28 protein-coding genes are annotated in these 22,444 nt (G+C 64.8%); all 28 read left to right on the top strand.

From position 1 onward, the window contains the following. The first annotated feature begins 3 nt into the window (after window positions 1-3). On the top strand, window positions 4-597 hold the full coding sequence (locus NKI54_RS05910) for a DUF3486 family protein (RefSeq protein WP_352690886.1): 594 nt from the start codon (window positions 4-6) through the stop codon (window positions 595-597). Further along, window positions 594-815: a hypothetical protein gene (locus NKI54_RS05905; RefSeq protein WP_352690884.1), complete on the top strand. Its 222-nt coding sequence runs from the start codon at window positions 594-596 to the stop codon at window positions 813-815. Before NKI54_RS05910 ends, NKI54_RS05905 begins: the two co-directional genes overlap by 4 nt. After that, window positions 812-1,021, top strand: a complete 210-nt coding sequence (locus NKI54_RS05900; RefSeq protein WP_352690882.1) for a hypothetical protein — start codon at window positions 812-814, stop codon at window positions 1,019-1,021. Before NKI54_RS05905 ends, NKI54_RS05900 begins: the two co-directional genes overlap by 4 nt. Beyond that, a complete protein-coding gene (locus NKI54_RS05895) occupies window positions 1,018-1,212 on the top strand; it encodes a hypothetical protein (protein WP_352690880.1) in 195 nt (64 codons plus the stop codon). Before NKI54_RS05900 ends, NKI54_RS05895 begins: the two co-directional genes overlap by 4 nt. Continuing rightward, window positions 1,209-1,523, top strand: a complete 315-nt coding sequence (locus tag NKI54_RS05890; RefSeq protein ID WP_352690879.1) for a hypothetical protein — start codon at window positions 1,209-1,211, stop codon at window positions 1,521-1,523. The genes NKI54_RS05895 and NKI54_RS05890 overlap by 4 nt, the downstream gene beginning before the upstream one ends. A 291-nt stretch (window positions 1,524-1,814) precedes the next feature. Next, window positions 1,815-3,497 carry a terminase large subunit domain-containing protein gene (locus NKI54_RS05885; protein ID WP_352690877.1) on the top strand — a complete coding sequence of 561 codons (1,683 nt, stop codon included), beginning with the start codon at window positions 1,815-1,817 and terminating at the stop codon, window positions 3,495-3,497. After that, a complete protein-coding gene (locus tag NKI54_RS05880) occupies window positions 3,497-5,074 on the top strand; it encodes a DUF935 domain-containing protein (protein ID WP_352690875.1) in 1,578 nt (525 codons plus the stop codon). Before NKI54_RS05885 ends, NKI54_RS05880 begins: the two co-directional genes overlap by 1 nt. A gap of 11 nt (window positions 5,075-5,085) precedes the next feature. Further along, entirely contained in the window at window positions 5,086-5,238 is a 153-nt protein-coding gene (locus tag NKI54_RS05875) for a hypothetical protein (RefSeq protein ID WP_352453352.1), read from the top strand. A gap of 4 nt (window positions 5,239-5,242) precedes the next feature. Beyond that, complete coding sequence (locus NKI54_RS05870; protein WP_352690873.1) at window positions 5,243-6,043, top strand: phage head morphogenesis protein; 801 nt, start codon at window positions 5,243-5,245, stop codon at window positions 6,041-6,043. 297 nt (window positions 6,044-6,340) lie between these two features. Beyond that, window positions 6,341-7,501 (top strand): phage protease, encoded by a 1,161-nt coding sequence (locus NKI54_RS05865; RefSeq protein ID WP_352690871.1) that lies wholly within the window; start codon window positions 6,341-6,343, stop codon window positions 7,499-7,501. Further along, window positions 7,501-8,235, top strand: coding sequence for a hypothetical protein (locus NKI54_RS05860; protein ID WP_352690870.1), 735 nt, complete (start codon window positions 7,501-7,503; stop codon window positions 8,233-8,235). The genes NKI54_RS05865 and NKI54_RS05860 overlap by 1 nt, the downstream gene beginning before the upstream one ends. Before the next feature lie 13 nt (window positions 8,236-8,248). Next, window positions 8,249-9,142: a Mu-like prophage major head subunit gpT family protein gene (locus tag NKI54_RS05855; protein WP_352690869.1), complete on the top strand. Its 894-nt coding sequence runs from the start codon at window positions 8,249-8,251 to the stop codon at window positions 9,140-9,142. Between the two features lie 104 nt (window positions 9,143-9,246). Then, complete coding sequence (locus tag NKI54_RS05850) at window positions 9,247-9,420, top strand: hypothetical protein (RefSeq protein ID WP_352690867.1); 174 nt, start codon at window positions 9,247-9,249, stop codon at window positions 9,418-9,420. A gap of 97 nt (window positions 9,421-9,517) precedes the next feature. Then, complete coding sequence (locus NKI54_RS05845) at window positions 9,518-10,072, top strand: HI1506-related protein (protein ID WP_352690865.1); 555 nt, start codon at window positions 9,518-9,520, stop codon at window positions 10,070-10,072. A gap of 2 nt (window positions 10,073-10,074) precedes the next feature. Continuing rightward, window positions 10,075-10,284, top strand: coding sequence for a hypothetical protein (locus NKI54_RS05840; RefSeq protein WP_352690864.1), 210 nt, complete (start codon window positions 10,075-10,077; stop codon window positions 10,282-10,284). Further along, entirely contained in the window at window positions 10,284-10,712 is a 429-nt protein-coding gene (locus tag NKI54_RS05835) for a gp436 family protein (RefSeq protein WP_352690863.1), read from the top strand. The genes NKI54_RS05840 and NKI54_RS05835 overlap by 1 nt, the downstream gene beginning before the upstream one ends. Further along, complete coding sequence (locus tag NKI54_RS05830) at window positions 10,712-11,296, top strand: phage virion morphogenesis protein (RefSeq protein WP_352690862.1); 585 nt, start codon at window positions 10,712-10,714, stop codon at window positions 11,294-11,296. The genes NKI54_RS05835 and NKI54_RS05830 overlap by 1 nt, the downstream gene beginning before the upstream one ends. Further along, on the top strand, window positions 11,293-11,730 hold the full coding sequence (locus tag NKI54_RS05825; protein WP_352690859.1) for a phage tail terminator protein: 438 nt from the start codon (window positions 11,293-11,295) through the stop codon (window positions 11,728-11,730). The genes NKI54_RS05830 and NKI54_RS05825 overlap by 4 nt, the downstream gene beginning before the upstream one ends. Before the next feature lies 1 nt (window position 11,731). Then, window positions 11,732-11,911, top strand: coding sequence for a hypothetical protein (locus NKI54_RS05820; protein ID WP_352690858.1), 180 nt, complete (start codon window positions 11,732-11,734; stop codon window positions 11,909-11,911). Between the two features lie 3 nt (window positions 11,912-11,914). After that, window positions 11,915-12,838 carry a phage tail tube protein gene (locus NKI54_RS05815; protein ID WP_352571317.1) on the top strand — a complete coding sequence of 308 codons (924 nt, stop codon included), beginning with the start codon at window positions 11,915-11,917 and terminating at the stop codon, window positions 12,836-12,838. A 52-nt stretch (window positions 12,839-12,890) separates the two neighbouring features. Next, complete coding sequence (locus NKI54_RS05810) at window positions 12,891-13,265, top strand: hypothetical protein (RefSeq protein ID WP_352690857.1); 375 nt, start codon at window positions 12,891-12,893, stop codon at window positions 13,263-13,265. 38 nt (window positions 13,266-13,303) lie between these two features. After that, window positions 13,304-13,669 (top strand): DUF1799 domain-containing protein, encoded by a 366-nt coding sequence (locus NKI54_RS05805; RefSeq protein WP_352690854.1) that lies wholly within the window; start codon window positions 13,304-13,306, stop codon window positions 13,667-13,669. Then, window positions 13,666-17,631, top strand: a complete 3,966-nt coding sequence (locus NKI54_RS05800; RefSeq protein WP_352690853.1) for a phage tail tip lysozyme — start codon at window positions 13,666-13,668, stop codon at window positions 17,629-17,631. Before NKI54_RS05805 ends, NKI54_RS05800 begins: the two co-directional genes overlap by 4 nt. After that, window positions 17,628-18,059 carry a hypothetical protein gene (locus NKI54_RS05795; RefSeq protein ID WP_352690851.1) on the top strand — a complete coding sequence of 144 codons (432 nt, stop codon included), beginning with the start codon at window positions 17,628-17,630 and terminating at the stop codon, window positions 18,057-18,059. Before NKI54_RS05800 ends, NKI54_RS05795 begins: the two co-directional genes overlap by 4 nt. Continuing rightward, window positions 18,056-18,574: a DUF1833 family protein gene (locus NKI54_RS05790; protein ID WP_352690850.1), complete on the top strand. Its 519-nt coding sequence runs from the start codon at window positions 18,056-18,058 to the stop codon at window positions 18,572-18,574. Before NKI54_RS05795 ends, NKI54_RS05790 begins: the two co-directional genes overlap by 4 nt. Next, window positions 18,571-19,002, top strand: a complete 432-nt coding sequence (locus tag NKI54_RS05785) for a C40 family peptidase (RefSeq protein ID WP_352690849.1) — start codon at window positions 18,571-18,573, stop codon at window positions 19,000-19,002. Before NKI54_RS05790 ends, NKI54_RS05785 begins: the two co-directional genes overlap by 4 nt. Beyond that, on the top strand, window positions 18,999-21,710 hold the full coding sequence (gene gpJ / locus NKI54_RS05780) for a TipJ family phage tail tip protein (RefSeq protein WP_352690848.1): 2,712 nt from the start codon (window positions 18,999-19,001) through the stop codon (window positions 21,708-21,710). The genes NKI54_RS05785 and gpJ overlap by 4 nt, the downstream gene beginning before the upstream one ends. A 9-nt stretch (window positions 21,711-21,719) precedes the next feature. Further along, window positions 21,720-22,430 carry a hypothetical protein gene (locus NKI54_RS05775; protein WP_352690846.1) on the top strand — a complete coding sequence of 237 codons (711 nt, stop codon included), beginning with the start codon at window positions 21,720-21,722 and terminating at the stop codon, window positions 22,428-22,430. Window positions 22,431-22,444: the final 14 nt, after the last annotated feature.

Genomic DNA, 22,444 nt, shown 5'->3' with positions numbered 1-22,444 from the left:
GAGATGGCACGCAAAGGCCGTGGTCAGCTTTCAGCGATCGAGCGTCTGCCCGACGAGTGCGGCCCGATCATCACCTGGGCGGCTACCGCGCTGCAGGATCGCGATCGCACCCAAACCGAGATCTACGAAGAGTTTTTCCTGAAGATGCAGGCCCTGCAGGCCGAGCATAAAGGCGAGCTCGAATTCGTTATCCCGTCCTTCTCGGCGTTCAACCGCTATTCGATCAGGCTGGCGATGCTGACCCGCCGGCTGGAGGATACCCGCGAGATCGCCGCCACCATTTCCAAACGCTTCGACGCACAGAGTTCCGACGATCTGACGCTGATCGCGGCTGAGACGATTAAGTCCCTTGTGTTCGAGCTGCTGACCGACGCCCAGGAGAGCGGCATGGCGCCGATCGGCGCCATGCAGCTCGCCACGGCGCTGAAGATGGCGACGCAGGCGCAGAGCGTGTCCAGCGATCGCCGCGCCAAGGTGGCGAAGGAATTCAAGGCCGATGTCGAGAAGGCCGTCGATACGGTGGCCAAGGCCAAGGGCATGTCGGCTGATACGGCCGAGGCGATCAAGGCGCAGATCCTTGGTGTGAGGGCATCATGACCACCGATCCAACCATCTCGCTCACGTTCTCAGCTTTCGACTTCGGCTGCCTGCGTGGCCTGCTCACCCATGAGATCGCCAACGTCGAGCGCCGCATGACCGTTGTCGGCTATCCCGTCGCGCCGGCCGACAGGGAAATGACCGACGCTTACCTCCGCCAGCTCCGTTCGGCGCTGGCGACGGTTGAAGAGGTCTATGACGGGATCGGCTCGACATGAACGACCGTGCCCGGCAGAAAGTGGCCAAAATCGCCTTGCCGCTATCGACCGCGCCGGGCGACAGCGGCACGACCACGGTCATTTTCGACGGCAACGGCATCCCGATCGGCGGCACGACCGGAGACAATCACCCTGCGAACGCCGAGCTGCTGGTGCACACCTTCAACTTCGCCTGGTCGGACAAGTCTGCAGGAGGCCTGCATTGAGCACCACGATCCGCCTGGAGCTATCGACCGACGAGGCGGCATGTCTCAACAACGCCTTGCGGCGTGAGATGGAGGCCGCCGAAAAGCAGCGCGGTAAACCGGCCTGGATCGGCGTCGACGAATACATCCGCCGGCTCGATGCCTGCATTCAGAAGGTGACCAAGGCCTTCGCGAAAGCGACTGGCGAATGATCACCGTCAAACTTCCAGCGCGGCGCGCCACGAGGATTTCCGGCAATCGCAACGATGTCGATTTCTGGCGCAACCGATCGAAGACGCTGCCGATCGTCATCCTTGATGGCAAGGTCTGCGATCGGAACATCTGCGAGGCGTTTTCCGGCACCGATGGGTATGGATACGTCCGGGTGGAAGTGCTGGGCGAAAACGGGCTGCCGCTCCTGGCGAACGTCGTGTTGCCTGATGGGGAAATACTCGACCAGGTCATAGCGCGCCGAACAATCCATGGAACGGTGACCATCATTTGGCCGGAGCCCGTGGTGTGAGGGCGAACTGATGTCAGTCCGATTGCATTGCCTGGTTCCCTTCTGCCGGCGAACGCGCAAAGCCGATTGCAGGGAGTGGATCTGCGGGCCTCACTGGCTCGCGATTTCCGTTCACCTGCGGCGGCGCAAGTCCAAGCTCTATCGACGCTATCGTCGCTTGTTCGGGGATAATGGGTTCTGGACCTATCCGCCTGGTTCGCCAGCTCGGCTTCAAGCGGTCAAGCTCGATCGGCTTTGCGACCGCGCCTGGGATCGGTGCAAGCGGGCGGCGATCGAAAGGGCCGCAGGAATATGACTGGCCCGATCTCAAAGGAGGAATGGGAAAAGGTCCGCCGCGAAAGCATGGCGAACCTAGACCATGTTATCGAAAGCGTCGGCTTGCCGAAGGTGCTCCTTGGCTATCAGGGGCGCACCGTCTCGCTTCTCGAAAGCACGGCCGTCCGCGTGCTGTTCATCGAGAAGAGCCGGCGCATTGGCGAGACATGGGCATTGGCCTCCTATGCCGTGCTGCGCGCCGGCCGCGCCAAGGATGCCGGCGGCATGGACGCCATGTACATTTCCTATTCGCAGGAGATGACGCGCGAGTTCATCGACGCCTGCGCCATGTGGGCGCGGGCATTCGCGCAGGCGGCTATCGCCCAGGAAGAATTCCTGTTTGACGACACGGACCCAACCCATCCGGACGAGACCCGGCAAATCAAGGCCTTCCGCATCCAGTTCGCGTCCGGCTTCGAGATCCTCGCACTGTCGTCGGCGCCGCGCACCCTTCGCGGCAAGCAGGGCCTAGTCATCATCGACGAGGCGGCGTTCGTTGACAGTCTCAAGGAACTGCTGAAGGCGGCGCTGGCCAACCTGATGTGGGGCGGCCAGGTCGTGGTCTGCTCGACCCATAACGGCGCTGACAACGAATTCAACGTCCAGGTCCAGGACATCCTCGGCGGCCGATCGAAGTACAGCCATCTGAAGATCGATTTCGACCAGGCGCTGCTGGAAGGCCTTTACGAGCGCATCTGCCTGGTCACCAGCCGCGAGTGGTCGCCGGAGGCCGAGGCCCAGTGGCGCCAGGACATCATCGATTTCTATGGCGACGGCGCCGACGAGGAGCTGTTCTGCGTTCCGTCCATGGGCTCCGGTGCGTGGCTGACCAGTCCGCTGATCGAAGCACGCATGACGCTGACGCCCGAAGAGGCGCCGGTCATCCGCATCGATCTGCCGCTCGACTTCCTGCATCGTCCGGAGCTGGAGCGCCGGCATTTGATGGCGCCGCACCTGGACGCGATCAAGAAAGCGGTCGACGGCCTTGAAGAAAACCGCCAGCACGCCTTCGGCTACGATCCGGCCCGAAAGGCCGACCCGGCGATCATGTCTCTGCTGTCGATCGACAAGGTGCTGCGCCGCCAGGCGGCGCTCACCGTCGAGTTGCGCAACGTGCCCTTCCAGGAACAGAAGGAAATCGCCACGCTGATGCTGAAGCGGGCGCCGCGCCTCTGCGGGGCAGCAGTGGACGCGACCGGCGTCGGCATGAACCTTGCCGAGGATCTCGGCCGGGCTTTCGGCCTGCACACCGAGGAGACACCCGGCGGCCTGGTCTGGTCGGTGACGCTTAGCCAGAACTGGTACAACGAGAATTTTCCGCCGCTTAAAACCGCCTTTGAAGACGCCAACATCGCGTTGACCAGGGACGCCGAGCACGCGGTGGATCTTCGCCTGGTCAAGATCATCCGGGGCATACCGTCCATTCCGCCCGAGCGCGTCGGCGTGGCCGGCGCCAAGCGGCACGGTGATTTCGCGGTCGCGCTCGTCCTGGCCTACTTCGCCAGCCGCATGCAGTGGCACGAATACGACTATGTGCCGGCAGCGATCGCCAAGAGCCGCTTCGAAGAAAGCTCGGAGGGCGCATGGCGCAATCGGGCCGACGACATCGAGGGCGGCTTCCGCATGGCATCCGCCCGCCGCAACCGTGGGATTTTCTGATGGCTGAAGAATTCAAAGGGATCGTCGACCGCTACGGCCGCCCGATCGCCAAAGCCGCCCTGAAGGTCGAGCAGGCGGCGCCGACTGGCAGCGGCGTTCGGCGCCACGATGCTCTTCACCCGGCGGCTGGCCTCACCCCCGGCCGGCTGGCCGGTATCTTGCGGGGGTCGATCGACAACGATCCCGAGAGCTACCTCGCCCTGGCTGAAGACATGGAGGAGCGCGATCCGCACTATGCCGGCGTGCTTGGCGTGCGCAAGCGGCAGGTTTCCGGCCTAGAGATCACCGTTGAAGCGGCCGGCGAGGATGCCGCCAGTGTCGAGCATGCCGACCTGGTGCGTGAAGTCATCGAGCGAGACGGCTTCGAGGACGAGCTGTTCGATATTCTCGACGCGGTCGGAAAGGGCTTCTCCTGCACGGAGATCATTTGGGACACGTCCGAAGGACAATGGCGGCCGAAGCGACTGGCGTGGCGCGACCCGCGCTGGTTCGTCTTTGACCAGATTGATGGGGAAACGCCATTGCTGCGCGACGGCGGCCAGAATGTGCCGCTGAATCCCTACCAGTGGATCTATCACTCGGCGAAGGTTAAATCCGGCCTGCCGATCCGGGGCGGCATTGCCCGCGCCGTCGCCTGGACCTTCCTGTTCAAGAGCTTCACAATCAAGGATTGGGCAATCTTCTGCGAAGCCTATGGCCAGCCGCTCCGCCTGGGAAAATATGACGCCGGCGCGTCCGAGAAGGACAAGCAAATCCTGCTTGATGCGGTGAGCAACATCGGCGTCGACTATGCCGCCATAGTCCCCGCGTCGATGGCAGTCGAGTTCATCAAGGCCGACATTTCGGCGTCGCATGGGCTCTATAAGGAGCGCGCCGACTGGCTCGACCAGCAGACGTCCAAGGTGGTGCTCGGACAAACGGGAACAACGGATGCAATCGCTGGCGGCTATGCAGTCGGCAAAACCCATGACGGCGTGCGTGAGGATATCGAGAAAGCCGACGGCCGCCAGATCGCAGCCACGCTGAACCGTGACCTCACCCGGCCGACGGTCGATCTGAATTTCGGGCCGCAAAAAAAGTACCCAAGGATCTTGATCGGCCGGCCGGAGCAGGTCGACATCAAATCGTTGGTCGACAATGTGACCAAACTTGTTCCCTTGGGCTTGAAGGTCGGGATGTCGACGATGCGCGACCGTATCGGCCTTCCAGACCCCGCCAAGGGCGAAGAACTGCTCGTGCCACCGAAAGGTCCGGCCCCAACTGACCCGCCTGATGACAACCCGCCCCCACCACTGAAACCCGGCGAGACCGAACAGACGGTCCACTCCACCGCGGGCACCGGCACGCGCGATGCGATCGAGCGCTCGACGGACGCCATGCTGGCCGATTGGGAGCCGCTGGTCTCGCCGATCGTCGCCGGCCTCGACGCCGAGATCGCGGCCGCCAGCTCCGTCGCCGATGTGAAGGCGCTGCTTTCGAAGCGCTTTGCCGGGCTCGATGCCGGCGCGTTGACCGAGCTGCTCGCCCGATCGGCCTTTGCAGCCCAGCTCGCAGGCCAAGTTGACGACACGCTCTGAAGGGAACTCCGATGGTCTATTTTTTCGCGCTCTGTTCGTTCCTGGCCTTGCTCGGCTTTTTCATCAACTCCAAACGCCGAAATGGGCACGGCATGGCATACAGCGCCGCCATGATCGTGATCTGGATGCTCGCGGCGCTATGGTGGTCGGGCAGGATCGGTTGAGCCTGTGGCCGCAGATCTGAAGCCACTGCCGCCGGTCGACGCGATCGCGGCGCTGTTTGCGCGCGGCCAACGCCTCGATCCCGAATTCTCCTGGCTCGACACATGGCAAGACGTGCATGCCCGCAGCTTCACGGTGGCTAAGTCGGCCGGCTTCGACATCCTGGACGAGATCTACAAGGCGCTGCTGGCGGCACTGTCCGAGGGCAAGACCTTCGCCCAGTTCGCCACCGAGCTGACGCCGCTGCTGCAGACGAAGGGTTGGTGGCGTCAGCAGCCTGCGTTCGATCCACTCTCCGGCGAAACCCGCTGGTCGCAGCTCGGCAGCGTCAGGCGCCTCAAAACCATCTTCGATGTGAACATGCGGGTGAGCTATGCCGCCGGCCACTGGTCATCGTTCGAGCGCAACAAGGCCACCCGGCCGTTCATCCGCTATGTTCACCTGGAAGGCCAGGAGAACCCGAGGCCGCTTCATGCGCTCTGGCACAACACGGTGTTGCCGGTCGACCATCCCTGGTGGAACACCCATGCCTGCCCGAACGGCTGGAACTGCCATTGCACGCTGCAGAGCCTCTCGCAGCGTGACATCGACCGGCTGCAGCGAGAGGGCGAGATCCTGAAGTTCGAGCCGCTGTCCGGCACGATGCGCAAGTTCGTCAACAACCGCACCGGCGAGGTCACGACCGTTCCGGATGGCATCGATCCGGGCTGGGCTTACAATCCCGGAAAGGCGAGCTACCTCTCTGTCGTAGAGCAGGATCTGGCGCGAAAGTCCGGGGCGTCCGACTGGCTCCCACCTCCATCCTGACCGTCCCCACAGGATCGCCGCACAGCCGCACAGGAGGCCCGTGGGGCGTGGCACTGGTGCGCGAAGCGCCGTTTGCCGCTGTAGACCCGTTCAAAACCGATTTTAGGGGCTATCTGACCCCTGAACGAGGTGATCGTAACGCAGCCTTGCCGGTTGCCCCTCGCTCGGCTACCGTTGCCTTGCGAATTCGGCGGCGGACCTGTCACCTCAGTCCCGCCAGTTCGATCCCCTGAGAAAGAACTGCCGCCCGCTATGGCGGGCATTATTTGACGGCGTTGGCCGGGCCAATGTCCGGCGATGCAAAACGCACTTGCCGCACTCCTTTCGGCCGCCTTGGTCGCCTCCCACTCGACCGCGCTCACAGCAGCCGACGCGGACAGTGGCGACAAATGGGTGCAGTTGACGCCAGCCGGCACGTTCTCCGGCCGCAACGGCCAAGGCCCCTGGGTTACAGGCGACAAAGCGTCGATGGAACAGATCGTCGCCAATAGCCGCCAGTATGCCGGCTCCACCGACCTCGCCATCGACTATGACCACCAGGCGGTTTTCGGGGCTATCCCCGGCGTCGGTGGCAAAGCGCCGGCCGCCGGCTGGATCAAGGAACTGAAAGTCCAGAACGACGGCATCTATGGCCGCGTTGAATGGACCAAAGGGGCAGCGATCGCAATCAAACGGAAAGAGTACCGCTACCTATCGCCCGTCTTCTTCCACGAAAAGACCACCGGCCGGGTGCTCGCCATCCGCATGGCCGGCCTGACCAACACGCCGAACCTCGACCTCGTCGCGGTCGCGGCGAGTGCCCTCTTCCCTCTCGACAACCCCACCGGAGACAGCATGGACAAGATCCTGACTGCGCTTGGCCTCGCCAAGGGCACGACCGAAGACGGCATTGTCGCCGCCATCAACGCCCACCTGATCAGCAGCACGGCAATCGCCAAGGCTGCTGGCCTGACCGAAACCGCCAAGCCGGCGGAGATCCTGACGGCGATCAATTCGATCGTCGCCGATCGCACGCGCCTCGCCACCGCCGCCGGCCTCACTGCCGACGCCAAGGCCGACGAGATCGTCACTGCCGTCCAGTCGGCGATCGCCGGCAAGGTCGATCCGACGAAGTTCGTGCCGATCGCGATGGTCACCGAGCTCCAGGGCGATCTGAAGAAGCTGCGCGAGGATCTGACCGCCGACAAGGCGACCGAGGCGGTCAACAGCGCGATTGAGGCCGGCAAGATCGCGCCGGCCCAGAAGGATTGGGCGCTCGGCTACGCCAAGGCCGATCTCAAGGCCTTCGACACCTTCGTCGGCAATGCGCCGGTGATGACGGCCTCGCAGATCCGCACGGCCAAGAAGCCGGACGGCGACGCCGGCCTGTCGGATACCGACATCGCCGTCTGCAATGCCATGGGCCTCGACCAGAAGAAATTCGCCGAGACCCTCAAGCTCAACAAGGAAACCGTCTGATGGTCGCGTCCAAGGATCTCGAAATCCCGGCTCGCTCCGGCGACCGCTTCGGCTACCCGGTCAAGGCCGGCATCCGCATTTATCGCAAGACGCTAGTCGCGCTGCTTGCGACCGGCATGGCCGTGCCGGCCGGGACCGCCAACGCGGTTTCCATCGTGGGTCTGGCTGAAGGCAACGTTGACAACCGCGACGGCGCCGACGGCGACCTGAACGTCGAGGCGCTTCGTGGCTGCTTCGGCTTAATCTTCGTCGCCGACGAGGTCGACATCGGCCGGCCGGTCTACGCCGTCGACGATGAGACTCTGAGCTTTGACGGCTCCGGCGGTCGGCTCCTGGTCGGCACGGTTGCCGGCATCAGCGACGGCCGCACCTGGATCGATATCCCGGCAGCGGAAAAGGTCATGATCCCGCTGGCCACCCGCATCGCCACGCTGGTCGGCGCCGGCGTCACCAGGACGATCGCTTCCGTCAAGGGACGCATCACCCGGCTTCGCAGCGTCACCGACGGCATCCTGACCACCGGCGATGCCACCATCACCTGCGCCATCAACGGCGTTCCGGTGACCACCGGCGTCATCACCATCACCCAGGCCGGCTCGGCCGCGGGCGACGTGGACACGGTGGTGCCGACCGCCCTCAACGAGGTCAACCCCGGCGACGTGATCAGCTTCACGGTCGGCGGAACCAACGCAACCGCAACTCCGGCGACCGTCGTCGCCGAGATCGCGCAGTAGGAGAAAGCTTCAGATGGACATTAATGCTTCCACGCTGCGCAGCGTCTACACGGGGCTCAGCACCGCGTTCAACGCGCGGCTCGCAACCACCCCGACACAATACCGGACGGTCGCCATGGACGTGCCTTCGAGCACCGCCATGAACGAATATCCGCGCATGGACGATCTGCCCGGCATCCGCGAATGGGTCGGCGACCGCCTCATTCATGATCTGTCGGCCTCGACCTACATCATCCGCAACAAGGAGTTCGAGGGCACCGTCGGCGTCAAGCGCGCCTCGATCGAGGACGATCAGTTCGGTTTTTACACGACGATCTCTGCCCAAATGGGTCAGGATGCGGCCGAGTTTCCCGACCAGCTCGTCTGGCCGCTCTGGAAGAAGGGCGACGCGACACTTTGCTATGACGGCCAGAATTTCTTCGACACCGACCACCCCGGCTTCGACGAAAACGGCGGCGAGACCTCTGTTTCGAACTTCACCGCTGGCGCCGGCCCGGCCTGGTACCTAGTCGACGACACCAGGGTTATCCAGCCGATGGTGTTCCAGAAGCGCAAGCCCTTCAAGCTTGTGCCGATGGACAAGGAGACCGATACGAACGTCTTCATGAAGGGCCAGTATCTCTACGGCGTCGACGGCCGCTGCAACGCCGGCTTCGGCCTCTGGCAACTCGCCCATATGTCTAAGGCCACACTTACGCCGGCCAACTTCAAGGCGGCCCGCGATGCGTTGGGTGCGATCCGCAAGAAAAACGGCCAGATCATCAACATCCGTCCGGCCAAGCTCATCGTTCCTCAGGCCTTGGAGGCCGATGCAAAGCAGGTGGTTGAGGCGCAGCTGATCAACGGAGGCGACAGCAACATTTGGTTCAAGGCCTCCGAAGTGGTCGTGGTTCCGCAGCTCGGCTAACCCAGCGCCGATCTGCACCCTTAGCCTGCCGGCACTCCGGTGCCGGCGGGTTTTTCGGAAGCAGCCGCGCCTGGCTCCTTCCGCAAGACCCAAGAGGAACCCCTATGACCACGACAGTTAAAGTCCACGTGAACGGCAACTTCCGCGCCACCGTCAAGCAGGACGACCGCGAACCGGTCGAAATCAACCCTGGCGAGGAGCGGTCGTTCTATCTGCCCCACCCGGCAAGCAGCACCTTTTCTATTACGGAAGTCCCAGTCGATTCCAACGCCGGATAGGACGCTGCCGAATTCGCCCTGCCGGCTTCGGCCGGCGGGTTTTCGAAAAGCAGCCCGCGAAGGCTCCTTTTCAAAGACCGCAAACGAGGATTGAACGATGGCGAAAGCTCCGAAAATCATAGCCAAACGTGAAACGGTTTTCTCCGCAGTGCCGCCGATCTCGAGCAGCGCTGACACCATCAATTCCGAAGCAGCGAAGCCAGTAATCGCGGATCAGAATGTCGCGGTGAATGCTTCGCCTGCTGCCGGTGCCGCGCCCGCAGCGGCGCCACCGGCTGCCCCGTCGCTGGGGGCAGCGACGGGGACCAATTCCACTGATGACACCCCGCCAAGCAACGACCAGGGCGGAGCCGGCAATACGGCCGACTCCGCAGGGTCGCTCACGGTGAACGCGTCCGCGATTTGGCTTGATGGTGGTGAAGCTGAGTTCCGCGCCCGCTTCCCCTGCCTGTCCACCGCGATCGACGCATGGGAGGCCAGCGGAGCGACGGCGCCGACCGCAGTGCGCATCCGATCGAAAACCGATGGCTTCCGGCGCGCTGGCATCGCCCATTCCAAAACACCGGTTGAACACCAACTCGATGGTTTCCGTAGCCCGGAGCCGCTGGAGGCGCTCTTCGCAGAGCCGAACCTAGTTGTGGAGTTCATCTGACCGTGAACATCTACCTATCCATCTGGTGGATACCGATCGCGCTTACGGTCGCGATCTGGGCGGCCGCATTGATGTGGCCGACCGAACAAAGCCATGGCGATTACGACTTCAGCGCAGCCTTCTTTGCGCTCGTGAGGTTCGCCTTCGCCAGCGCCGGCTCCCTGCTTGTCTGGCTCGCCTTCTTCATCTGGCTTTTCGTGGTGGGTGCCTGATGTACGCCGTCCAACAGGATCTGGTCGACCGCTTTGGCGCCACTGAACTGATCCAGCTCACGGATCGGACGAACATACCGCCGAGCACGATCGACGGCGTCGTGGTCGGCCGCGCCCTGGCGGACGCCGACGGCGTCATCGACGGCTATATCGGCAAGCAGTTCAAGCTGCCACTTAACGTCGTGCCTCCGGTCCTGGTGAAGGTCGCCGCGGATCTCGCGCGCTACTATCTGCATGGCGAGGCGGCCGAAAAGGACAGCATCGTTTCGCGCAACTTCGCCGCCGCGATCTCCTGGCTGAAGGACGTCTCGAAGGGTCTCGTCCTGATCGAGGAGGAAGGCGAGACGCCCGAACAGGCCGGCGGCGGCGCCATCAAGACCAGTGCGCCGAACCGCGTGTTCACCCGCGACAAGCTGCGGGGCTTCTGATGGCGACCGAAGGCATCCAGATCCGCCTCGTCGACCAGGCCGTGCTGGCGACACTCGATCGCATCGAGCGCCTGGCCGAACATCCCAGGACGATCATGTCGGCGATCGCCGCATACCTGGTCACCTCGACTCAGCGGCATTTCGAGCGCGAGACCGGCCCGGCTGGTAAGTGGCAGCGGCTCAGCCCGCGCACGGCCGCCAAGCGCATCGGACGCGGCCAGCGCGGCTATGGCCACATGCTGCGCGTCACCAACCGGCTCTACAGCTCCATCACAGGCGAGGCGACGGAAACCGAAGCGGCGGTCGGAACGAACCTGCTCTATGCCGCTATCCAGCAGCTCGGCGGCGAGGTGAAGATCCCGGCGCGCGAGCAGGATCTGCATTTCGGCAAGACCAATCGCGGCCGGCGCTTCGTCAAGGCCTCGCGCAAGCGCAAGGAAACGGTCCGCGTCTCGATCGGCGCGCACTCGATCACCATCCCGGCGCGGCCCTATCTCTATGTCGATGAGGAGGACCAGGCCGAGATCCTGCGCATTGCCGAGGACGCCTTCCGCGCCGAGGCCGGCGGCGGAGCGCAGCCATGACGCTGTCCGCAGAATTCCAGCAGCGCCTGCGCGATATCGCCCCGCCGGTGTTCCGCGTCGTCGCAGGCGCCGCCGCCTGGGCCTCGCTCAGTGGCGAACCGAAGACGACGCCCGCGGCCTTCGTCCTGGTCGAGGAAGAGCACAGCGGTGAAAACGAGCGCATGACGGGCAACGTGCTGCAGCGCACCGAGGCTGATGTCGCTGTCATCATCGTCACCCGCAACGTCTCCGATGGCACCGGCGGGGCCGCTGCCGACGACATCGAAATCCTCAAGGACGCGGTACGCGGCGCCTTGATCGGTTTCGAGCCGACCAGCGTCAACAATGCCGACGTTGTCGAGCACATCTCGTCGAATCTTCTCAAAGCCAAGAACGGCCACGTCTGGCAGCGCGAGCTGTTCGGCGCCGGCTATTACCTCGTGGAGAAAAGCTGACATGGCAAAGATCGAAACGCCGATCGCCGGCGGTGCGTACAACCGGCACAAGGATGGAACGCTGGAGCGGATCGAGGGCACCGAGCCCGCGCCGCCGCCCGGCACGGAGGCCGAGCCGGCACCGGCGGGCACGGACGAACCATTGGCGGCCGAAACCGGCGCGCCCAGGAAGGGGAAATAGACCATGATCCGTCGCTGGAAGAAGCTGTCCGCCCTCATCAAGATGGATGCCACCTATGGAGTTGATGCGGTACCGACCGGTGCTGCCAACTACATCCAGCTCTCCGACGCGGCCTTCACGCCGCTCGCCGGCGACGAGGAGGCGCGCAATCTGATGCAGCCGTTCCTTGGCCACCAGGGCGTCTTGCTGACCGGCGACTATGGCCAGTTCAATTTCTCGGTCGAGATCGCCGGCGCCGGCGCCCTCGGCACGGCACCGGCCTATGGCCCGCTGCTGCGCTCCTGTGGCTTTGCCCAGGTGATCTCGGCCGGCGTCGACGTCCAGTATGATCTGATCCACGACGCCTTCGAGAGCAGCGGGCTCTATTACAACTCCGACGGCGTCAAGCATGTGCTGCTCGGCATGCGCGGCAGCGTCTCGCTCGGCTTCACACCCAAGCGCATCCCGCGCTTCCAATTCTCGATGAAAGGCCTGGTCGGGACCATCACCGACGAAGCCTTGCCCGTCGTCACCAAGACGATGTGGATCGACCCGGTGGTGGTCTCCAAGGCCAACACGGTGATGGCGCTGCATGGCTGGACCGCGATCGCCGAGAGCCTCAACATCGACACCGGCTCGCAGGTCGTGCCGCGCCACCTGATTGGCGAGGAGAGCATCGAGATCACCGACCGTTCGGTGACTGGTACCGCCGTCGTCAAGGCGACATCGCTTGCCACCAAGGATTGGTTCTCGATCGCGCGCGCCCACACCAAGGCCGCGCTGGCGCTTACCCACGGCACGGTGGGCGGCAACACGGTGGCGATCGACAGCGACAAGGTGCAGATCGGCCGGCCAGCAGAGGGCCAGAGCGACAACATCCGCAACTATTCGCTGCCGCTGATGCTGACCAGCCTCGGCTCCACCGAGCTGAAGATCACCGTCAAATAAAGGCGGCTTCGACGCCTCTAAAACCGCCGTTCAAACCTCAGGAAAGTGCCCCATGAAATTCGTTCTCACCAAGGAATATCGCTACCCCTGGCCGGTCAAGATCCACCGCCCGGACCCAGTGAACCCCGGCAAGTGGCAGATCCAGAGCTACACGCATGAGTTCGTCGGCATCGGCGAGGACGACGCGAAGGCACTCGAAAAGGAAATCGAGGATCTCAAGACACCGGAAGAAAGACGGGCACGCGAGCACGACTTGCTGATCAAGGCCAGTCGCGGCTGGCGCGATGTCGTCGACGAGGGCAAGAACCCGATCGAGTATTCCGAGGAGCTGCTGCGCCAGGCGCTGCAGGACACCTGGTACCGGGTCGGGCTCTACAATGCGTATGTCGGATCGCTCGCCAGCCCCGAGGCCCGAAAGGGAAACTGAAAGAGGCCGCGCGCGCCTGGGCGCTGGCACGGGAAGGCTTGACCGACCCGACCCGCCCTACGCGGCCCGACCACCAGGCGCGGCAGGATGCCGAAGCGTTGGGCGTTCCGTCCGAGAACCTGCCCGAACCGACAGACGACGAAGAAAGCGACGTGTTCGAAGTGTGGGACATCAACATGCCATCGGTGGTGCTGTTTCTCGGCTGCGAGACACAGTGGCGCGTCGTCGCGCGCGGCATGCAGGGCCTGCTCTACTGGATCGGCATCGACTATACGGCGGCCGACGTGCTGCTGCGGGCGCGGCCGAAGCGTGAGAAGAAGCGCTATCCGGACGGCCGGCTGCTCAATGATCTGCGCGACATGGAGATCGCCGCGCGCGAAATCATGAACGAGGTGCGCGAGTGAGCCTCAATCTCGCCCTCGTCATCAGCGGCGACGCGGCCGGTGCGACTGCGGCGGCCGGCGCCACGGCAGCGGCGGTCCGCACGGTCGGCGTCGAGGCGGCCCGCACCTCGGCGGCGCTCACCGCCGCCAACGACCAGGCGGCGGCATCGTCACGTCGGGTGACTGAAGCCTTGACAGGCCAGGAGGCGGTGCAGAAGCGCATCCAGGGGATCGTGGCGGCCTATGCCGGCATGAAGGGACCGACCGACGACGCAACCTATCGGCAACGCGCCACCGACATAGCGGCCTATGGCGCGGCGCTTGACCGGATCAAAGCCACTTACGATCCGTTATTTGCGGCGCAGACGCGGTATCGGACGGCAGTCGAGGCAATCAACCAGGCTGAGCGCACTGGTGCGATCAGCGGCTCCTTGGCGATCGACGCACGTTTGCGAGAGACGGTCGCCCTTAACAGCCAGATCAGCGCCTTGACTGGCTTGGCCGCAGCCCAGAAAAATGCTGCGCAATCCATGGTCAACCGGGTCACCATTGTGCCCGATCGCGGTTCCGACATCGCTGCCTATGGCGACGAACTGGACCGGCTGCGGGCCCGCTTCAACCCGCTCTATGCCGCCTCCAAGCAATACGAGGCCGAGCTGACAGAGCTGAACAACGCGCACAGGGTCGGCGCCTTCACCAGCGCCAAGGAATACGATCTGGCGCTCACGCATCTGAACGATCGTTATACGATGCTCGGCCGAGCATCGGGCCAGATAGTGACGGGGCTGGGCTCCGTTGCGGGCGCGGCACGCCTGACTTCCTCGCAGCTGCTCAACCTGTCGCGGCAGGGCAACGATGTCGTCACGATGTGGGCGCTGGGCGCCTCGCCAATGATGATTTTCGCATCGCAGGCCGGCCAGATCTATGACGCGCTGGAGAGCGGGCCGAAAGGTCTGCGCGGCTCGCTGGCGGCGATCAGGGCATCGCTGGCATCGACGGCGAGGTCCTTCATCGGCTTCGTCGGGCCGGTCGGGCTGATCGCGTCCGGTGTCGGCGTGGCCGGCGCTGCCTTTGCGGCCTATTCGCTCCTGTCGCGCGAAGCAACCAAATCGCTCGACGGGGCGTTGAAGGACCATGTAGATCTCATCAAGAAAGTCGGCGAGGGTTGGAAAGACACTGAAAATGCTGTGCGTGGCGTTGGCCGGGAGTCCCAGACCGTTCTGTCGTTCCAATCGATGCAGGCGGTCAACGAACTCCGAAAATCGGTGGACGCGGGCACCGGCCAAAACCTGCAAAATCAGTTCGGTGGCTCGGAAGCCTTCACTGGAATACCTGGCTCCGGCCTCCCGCAAGACCAGTTCCAGATCTTCGACCGTTACAAGATCGGCGGCCTTGAGCCGGTCGTCAATCAGTTCATCAAGTCCGCCCAGACCGGCTATCCCGATGTCGTCAAATTCAACGATGCCGTTGCGGCATTGGGCCAAGCCCCCGGAGCATCCGCCGAGCTCAAGAAACGCGTCGCGGAAATTCTAGGCTTCACCGCGACTCTCGCCGAGGCGCAGCGGGCCGTCCAAGAGTACGATCGCAATATCGGTCCAGGCGGCCTGATCAGGAGCGGCAGCGCATTCAACCAGCGCGACATGAAGGCCTATGACGAATGGAAGCTGGCGGACGACGCCGCTCACAACCAGCGCATAGGCGGCTTCCAGGCGCAATTGCAGGAGATGAACGCAAGATCGCCGGCGGACAAACAGGCCGCCGCCGAGGCCGCGGCGCGCGCCCAGATCAACGCCAGCGAGAGCGCGGCCGCTCGCGCCGACCGCATCGACATCGCCGGCAAGCTTGCACTGGCCAGTGCAACGAAAAGCCTTGTGGACGCGCAGAAGGAGCGGCTGCGCTCGCTCGACCAGACGGTTGCCGCGCAGCAGCTGGAGATCAGCCTAGTCGGCAGGACGGCCGCCGAGGCGGCGGGGCTGCGCATGGCCTTTCAGCTCGAACAGGCTGTCCGCGAGGAAGCCGCCCGCAACAACGTTCCTGCCGACGAGGCCGAGATCCGGCGCATCAGGGAAAAAGCCGCCGAATATGGCCGGCTCAGCGCCATTCAATCGGCTCGCGCCGCCATCTTCGAGCAGGGTCAGAATATCGAGACCCAGCGCGCCGAGCTTGCACTGGTCGGGGCGAGTACCGCCGCCCATGATCGCGTCATTGCCGCCCTGACGACAGAGCAGCAGATCCGCCAGCTCGGCATCGACCTTTACGGCAAGGAGGCCGAGGCGATGCGCGCCAACACGGCGGAATTGTCGGCAATGGCCGAGGCGGCGGCGCGCGCCAATCTGGCGCGAGACCTACAGTTCGAGCGCGACCAGCTCGGCCGCTCGCCGATCGAGGCGACCGTCGCCGACCGGCTGAAGGGCGCCGGGCTGGCGGTGGACCTCAATTCCGAGGCGGCGGCGATGATCCGCATGAACGAGCTGCTGAAGCAGCAGAAGCAGCTCTGGGAGGACGTGCGCGAGACCGGCGTCGACGCGATCGGCGGCATCGTCGACAGCGCTCTCGGCGGCTTTACCGATATCGATAGCGTGCTGAAGAGCGCGGCCGACGATGTGCTGAAGCAGCTGACCCAGCTCGGTATCAAGAACCCGATTGCCAATGCGGTCTACAACAAAGGCCTGCCGACGCTGGACAGCATCGGCGGGATCGACGGCTTCATCGGCACGCTGCTCGGCGGTCCGCAGCCGGCCGGCGGGCAGACGGTCGGCGCCATGGACGTGCAGGCTGGCGTCGTCAACATCAATGGCGCCCTGGGCATCGGCGGCGGTACTGGTGGCGGTCCGCTGGGCGCGATTACCCGTCTGCTCTCTGGCGCCAACGACAACAGCGCGACCGGCGGCGCGGCGGCGTCGACCACCTCGCAGAGCGGCGTCGGCGCCCAGATCTGGAACTACTTCGCCGGCAAGGGTCTCCAGTCGCACCAGATCGCCGGCATCATGGGCAATCTGAGCGCCGAGAGCGGCCTGAACCCCAATGCGGTCAACCCGAACGGCGGCGCCAGCGGCCTGCCGCAATGGCTGGGGGAAAGGCTGTCGGGACTGCTGTCGGCCAATGGCGGCAAGCTGCCAGGCGTCGGCGGCCAGCTCGACTATATCTGGAAAGAGCTGCAGGGGCCGGAGAGCGGCGTCCTGAAGCGGCTGCTGGGTTCGACCGACGTTCGCTCCGCGACCGGAGCATTCGCCGGCTTCGAGCGGGCCGAGGGCTGGTCCCAGGCCAATCCGGAAAATATCGCGCTCTGGCAGAAGCGGCTGACCGCCTCGCAGGATGCGCTGGCCAGGTTCCAGGGCACGGCAAACGTCGCCACCAAAGACCTCGGCACCTTCGGCGGCGGGCTCGGCCAGCTCGGCAATGCGCTCAGCCAGTTCCCGGCCGCACCCGCCGGCGGTGGTGGCGGCTGGATGAGTTGGCTCGCCGGGCTGTTCGGCGGCGCCGGCGCGTCTTTGTCGCCAGGCGCATGGGCGGCGATCCAGGCCGGCGGCGGCGGATTGTATGATGTTGGCGGCCCGACCGGCGGTAGCGACCCGAACAAGGTCGCCGGCCTCGTCCACGAACAGGAGTACGTCATGGACGCCCCCGTGGTGCGCGCGCTCGGCGTGCCGTTCCTGGACAATCTGCGGCGCTCGGCCAGGTCCGGCCGCCACGGCCGCCTCGAAGATGCCGGCGCCCAAATGGAAGGCGGCTACCCAGTGCATCGGTCAGGATCAGGCGCCGGCGGCGGTGGCGGGGCGGTCATCGAGTTCAGGCACGAGACCGTCGTGCACAATTACGGCAACAACAACGTCCGCACCGAAGAGAAAGACGACGGCAAGGGCGGGCGCCGCACCGAGGTGATCGTCGGCGAGCAGATGGCGGCCGAGATGAACAGGCCGGGCAGTGCGGCGAACCGCACCTTGAACGCGCGCGGCGCCAGACAGCCGGTGAAACGCCGATGAGCCTTGTCTGGTACCCGCCCGAGCTGCCCAGGCCGGAACGCGCGCCCTACCAGGTAACGCGCGGCGATGGCCGCACCCGCAGGGCCGAAGACGCCGGCCCGCCTAACGTGCGGCGCCGCTTCTCGGCGGTCGCGAACACCGTCAGCTTTTCGACAGTGCTGACCAGGGCTGAGCTTGCCCGCTTCGACCGCTGGTTCGACGAGGAGATCAAGCAAGGGACCCAGCCGTTCCTGATGCCGGCGTGGGACACGGACGGCCTGCCGCTGCTGACCGATGACGGCACGCCGCTCACCACCGAGGACGGCACGCCGATCCTGATCGCCGAGACGTGGCTCTGCCTGATCGGCCAGCAGATGCCGGCACGCGCGCCGAGCTCGCCCGGCAGCGTCCAGTGGCGGGTCTCCTTCGACATCGCGGTGATGCCATGAGGCGGGTCTCGCTCAACGCCCGTCTGGCTCTCGACCAGGTCGCGACCGACGAGCTGGAGGTTGTGCTGGTCATCATCGAGCACCCACTGCTCGACACGCCGGTGCGGCTTTCGTCTGACAATGCCGACCGGATCTCGGTCGAGCCGCTGATGTACGGCACCCGCTCGACCTGGCGCACCGAGGATGGCTCGCCCTTCCTGTTCGTCATGCTGGACGCTCTTGTGCCAGACGAAGAGGACGACGCGCCGGCGCAGGCCTCGCTGGTGCTCGATATCCTCGACAGCGACATTGCCGACATCCTGACGTCGACCACGGTGCAGGCGACCTGCCACATGGCGATCGTGCTGGCGTCGAGCCCCGAAATTGTCGAGGCCGAATGGATCGGCTTGCTGATGACCGGCGCGGACGGCGATAGCGGCCAAGTTTCTCTGAAGTTCTCGATGGAGCCGATCACCGAGGAGCCTTTTCCGGCCGACCGCATGACCAAGGAACGTTTTCCGGGGCTGCACAAATGACCTTGATGGTAGCCCAGGGCGATCTCCGCTGGACGCAAGGCTTTATCGGCCTGCCCTTCGCCGACAAGGGCCGCGACTGGACCGGTTGCGACTGTTGGGGCTTTGTCCGCCTCGTCCATGCCGAGCATGCCGGCAACGAGCTGCCGTCCTATGCCGGCCTTTATCCCAGCTCGGCCGAGCAGCGCGAAGTCGCCGCCATAGTCGCTCGCGAAGCGCAATCGCCGCTCTGGTTGAAGATTGAGACGCCGCAGCCGCTCGACATCCTCTGGTTCCGGCGCGGCCGGCTCGACGCCCATTGCGGGCTGTATCTAAGGCCCGGCTTGATGATGCACATGGTTGAACAGGACTGCTCGAAGATCGAGCGCTTCGACGACGGCTCGCCCTGGGCAGGCAAGCTCACCGGCATCTATCGCTGGAGGGGCGCATGAGCGTCCATGTCACGGCCGCACCTATCGCATTCCAGCCCGACCGCGCCCGCATCGAGCTGACGCTGCCGGCCGGCATGACGATTGCCGAAATGGTGGCGATGGCGCTGCCTGGCGCCACAAACCCGGTGCTGGAGCGCACCCGGATCGCGCTGGTCAAAGGCAATGGCATGCAGGTGGTGCCACGCGCCCGGTGGCACCGGGCGCGGCCGCATGCCGGCGTGCATGTGGTCATCCGAGTCGTTCCCGGCGGTGACTCGTTTCGGTCAGTGCTGCAGATCCTCGTCTCGGTGGCGGCGATCGCCGTCGCCGGGTTTTTCTTCCCCGCCGGCGCCACGCTGTTTGGCTCGGAATTGCTTGCCAACGTGGCAAAGACCGCCCTCACGGTGGGACTGACGGCGCTCGGCGGCTTGCTGATCAATGCGCTGCTGCCGCTGCCCAAACCTCCGGGAGAGGAAAAACCGACCTATGCGATCGCCGGATGGCAGAACCAGTTCACGCCCGACGCGCCGGTGCCGATGGTCATGGGCACGCACCGTTTTGCGCCGCCGTTCGGGGCGATGTCCTATATCGAGGTGGTCGGCGACTGGCTCTACGACCGCGCCGTCTTCCTGCACGGTTACGGGCCGCTGGAGATCTCCGAGGAGAAGCTCGGCGACACGCTGCTGACGAAATTCGACGAGGTCGAGATCGAGACGCGGCTCGGCTATGCCGACGACGAGCCGCTGACACTCTACACCAACCAGGTGCTCGAGGAGCGCATCGGCACCGATCTGGAACGGCCGTTGAAGCACAACGACTACGGCAAGATCATCAAGGGTGAGCCGTCCGAAGCCAAGCCGGTCAGCCGCTTCACCGCTCGCGATACCGCCTGGTCGATCTCGATCCTGTCGTTTCCCGCCGGCCTGATCAAGATCGATGAGGAGGGCGAGGAGTTTTCCGTGGAGGTCGTGTTCAAGCGGCGCTACCGGCCGGCCGGCACCGAAGCCTGGACCGACCTGCCCGATCTCTCCATCCGCAACACAAAAAAAGTCGGCTTCTATCGCGCCGACCGCATCGATTACCCCGTCCGCGGCGCCTACGAGATCGAATATGAGCGCCTGACGGACTCGGAGGTCGAACCGGGCAACGGTTCGCAATTCGTCCTGAACTGCACCTGGGTGGTGCTGCAGAGCTTCCGGCCGGAATACCCGTTCAATTTCAGAAAGCCCGTGGCCCTAAGCGCACTCCGGATCAAGGCGACGGCGCAGCTCAACGGCACGCTCGACACCTTCAACACGCTAGACAAGCGTCGCGCGCCGGACTGGGACGCCGACAGCGGCACATGGATAGACAGGGCCACGCAATGGCCAGCGTCCCTGGCCCTCTTTGCCTTGCGCGGTCCAGGGCTGTACCGGCCCACTCCGGACGAGGAGATCGATTTTCCTGCCTTCCAGGACTGGCACGTCTTCTGCGTGCTCAAGGGCCTAAAATACAACCGCATCCACGATTTCGAGAGCACGCTGGGCGAGACGCTGGCGGCGATCGGCGCCGCGGGGCGGGCCGCCGTCAAATGGGACGGCCGCAAATGGACCGTCGTCATTGATCGGCCGCGCGAGCTGGTAGTCGACCATGTGAACCCAAGGAATTCATCAGACTTCCGCTGGTCGCCCTCCTATTTCGAGCCGCCACATGCGCTGCGCGTGCCGTTCATCGACGAGACCAACGATTATCAACAGGGCGAGCGCCTGGTGCCGTGGCCCGGCTATGTCGGCCCGATCGACACCACCGAGGAGCTGAAACTGCCCGGCAAGACCAACCCGGACGAGATCTGGCGCGAGGCCCGCCGCCGGCAATACGAGATCATGAACCGCGCCGTCAGCTACTCGGCGGTGCAGCAAGGCACTGCACGCACCGCCACCACTGGCGACCTGGTGGTGGCCTCGCGCGACGTGCTGAAGCGCGCCATGCATTCGGCGCGCGTCAAGGCAGTACGCGGCGATCTTGTCGAGGCCGACGGCGTCTTCACGATGGTCGCCGGCGAGAGCTACGCCATTCGCTTCCGCCAGTTCGACGCCGACGACACGATCGGCACCAGCGTGGTACGGACCATCGCCACCGTCGCCGGCGAGAGCGCGGCCGTGCGGCTCACCGGCAGCGGCGAGAGGCCCAAGGCTGGCGATATCATTCACTTCGGCCCGGCCGCGCTCGACAGCATCCCGCTTATCGTTGCCGGCATCACGCGCGGCAAGAACAATTCGACGGTGCTGGCGATGCTGCCGGCGGCACCGATCATCGACGAGTTGACCGACGCCGAGGTGCCGCCGGCCTGGAGCGGCCGCGTCGGCGCCGAGATCGACCTATCCCTGATCCCCCCGGCGATACCGAAGTTCACGGGCATAGAAACCGGCACTGTCGAGACCGGCGACGCCAACGGACTGCGGGTTATGGTCAGCGGCGGCACGGCGAACGCGATCGCCGTCGCCGCCTTCAAGCTGCAGACGAGGCTCTCGGGTGCTTTGGTCTGGCAACCGCCACTGTCCTGCTCGCCGGCCGAGGGCGCTTTCGATGTGACCGGTTACCTGTTCGGCGACGAAGTCGAGCTGCAGGCCTGGGCCGTCAGCGTCGCCGGCGTCGAGAGCGATCTGACCGACATTGTTTCCGTGACCATCGGCTCCGACGACTTCGTGCCGCCACTCGCGGCGAACTCAACCCTTTTGCTCGTGCTTTAGAGGACACAAATGGCCGCCAGCCAGATCAACACAACTGACAGCGTCACCGGCGACCCGGTCGCGATCGACAGCGAGCTGGTCGCGGGCAAGCACCATCCCATGCATGGCGTGCGCGACGGCATGGACGAGGCGCTGGGCGGGACGGCCGATGCGGCGGCCACGTCCGATGCCGGCACGTTCTCCCTGATCGCGTTGGTCAAGCGGCTGCTGTCGGTCAAGCTGCCGTCGACGCTTGGCGCCAAGAGCGCCGCCAACAGCTTCAGCGTCACGCTGTCGACCGACGACGATGCGCTGCTAGGCTCGCTCACCGAGGCCGCGCCGGCCAACGATACGGCGTCAGCCGGCCTCAATGGCCGGCTGCAGCGCATCGCCCAGAACCTGACCGCGCTGAACCCGGCCGCCACCTGGCGCTACCCCGCGGCTGCCGGTGGCGAGACCGGGACCGCAGACGTCCAGGTGAAGGCAGCGGTGGCGGGCCAACGCAACCACATGACTTGGCTGACTGCCGTAAATGCCCACGCCACGGTCGACACCGAAATTCTGGTCAAGGATGGCGCCGCGACTGTCCTCTATCGCGGCTTCCTCAAAGCCGCCGGCGGGCGGCTGGATATCGAATTCCGATCGCCGCTGTCGTCGAGCGTCAACACGGCGCTGAACGTCGCCAACGTGACCACCGGCGCCCAAGTCTACTTCAACTGCGGCGGCTACGTCGCGCCTTAAAGAACAGGGAAATT

Source organism: Mesorhizobium sp. M0663 (genome assembly GCF_040320585.1).
Lineage (GTDB): Bacteria > Pseudomonadota > Alphaproteobacteria > Rhizobiales > Rhizobiaceae > Mesorhizobium.
This window is presented reverse-complemented; position numbering and strand designations above follow the sequence as displayed.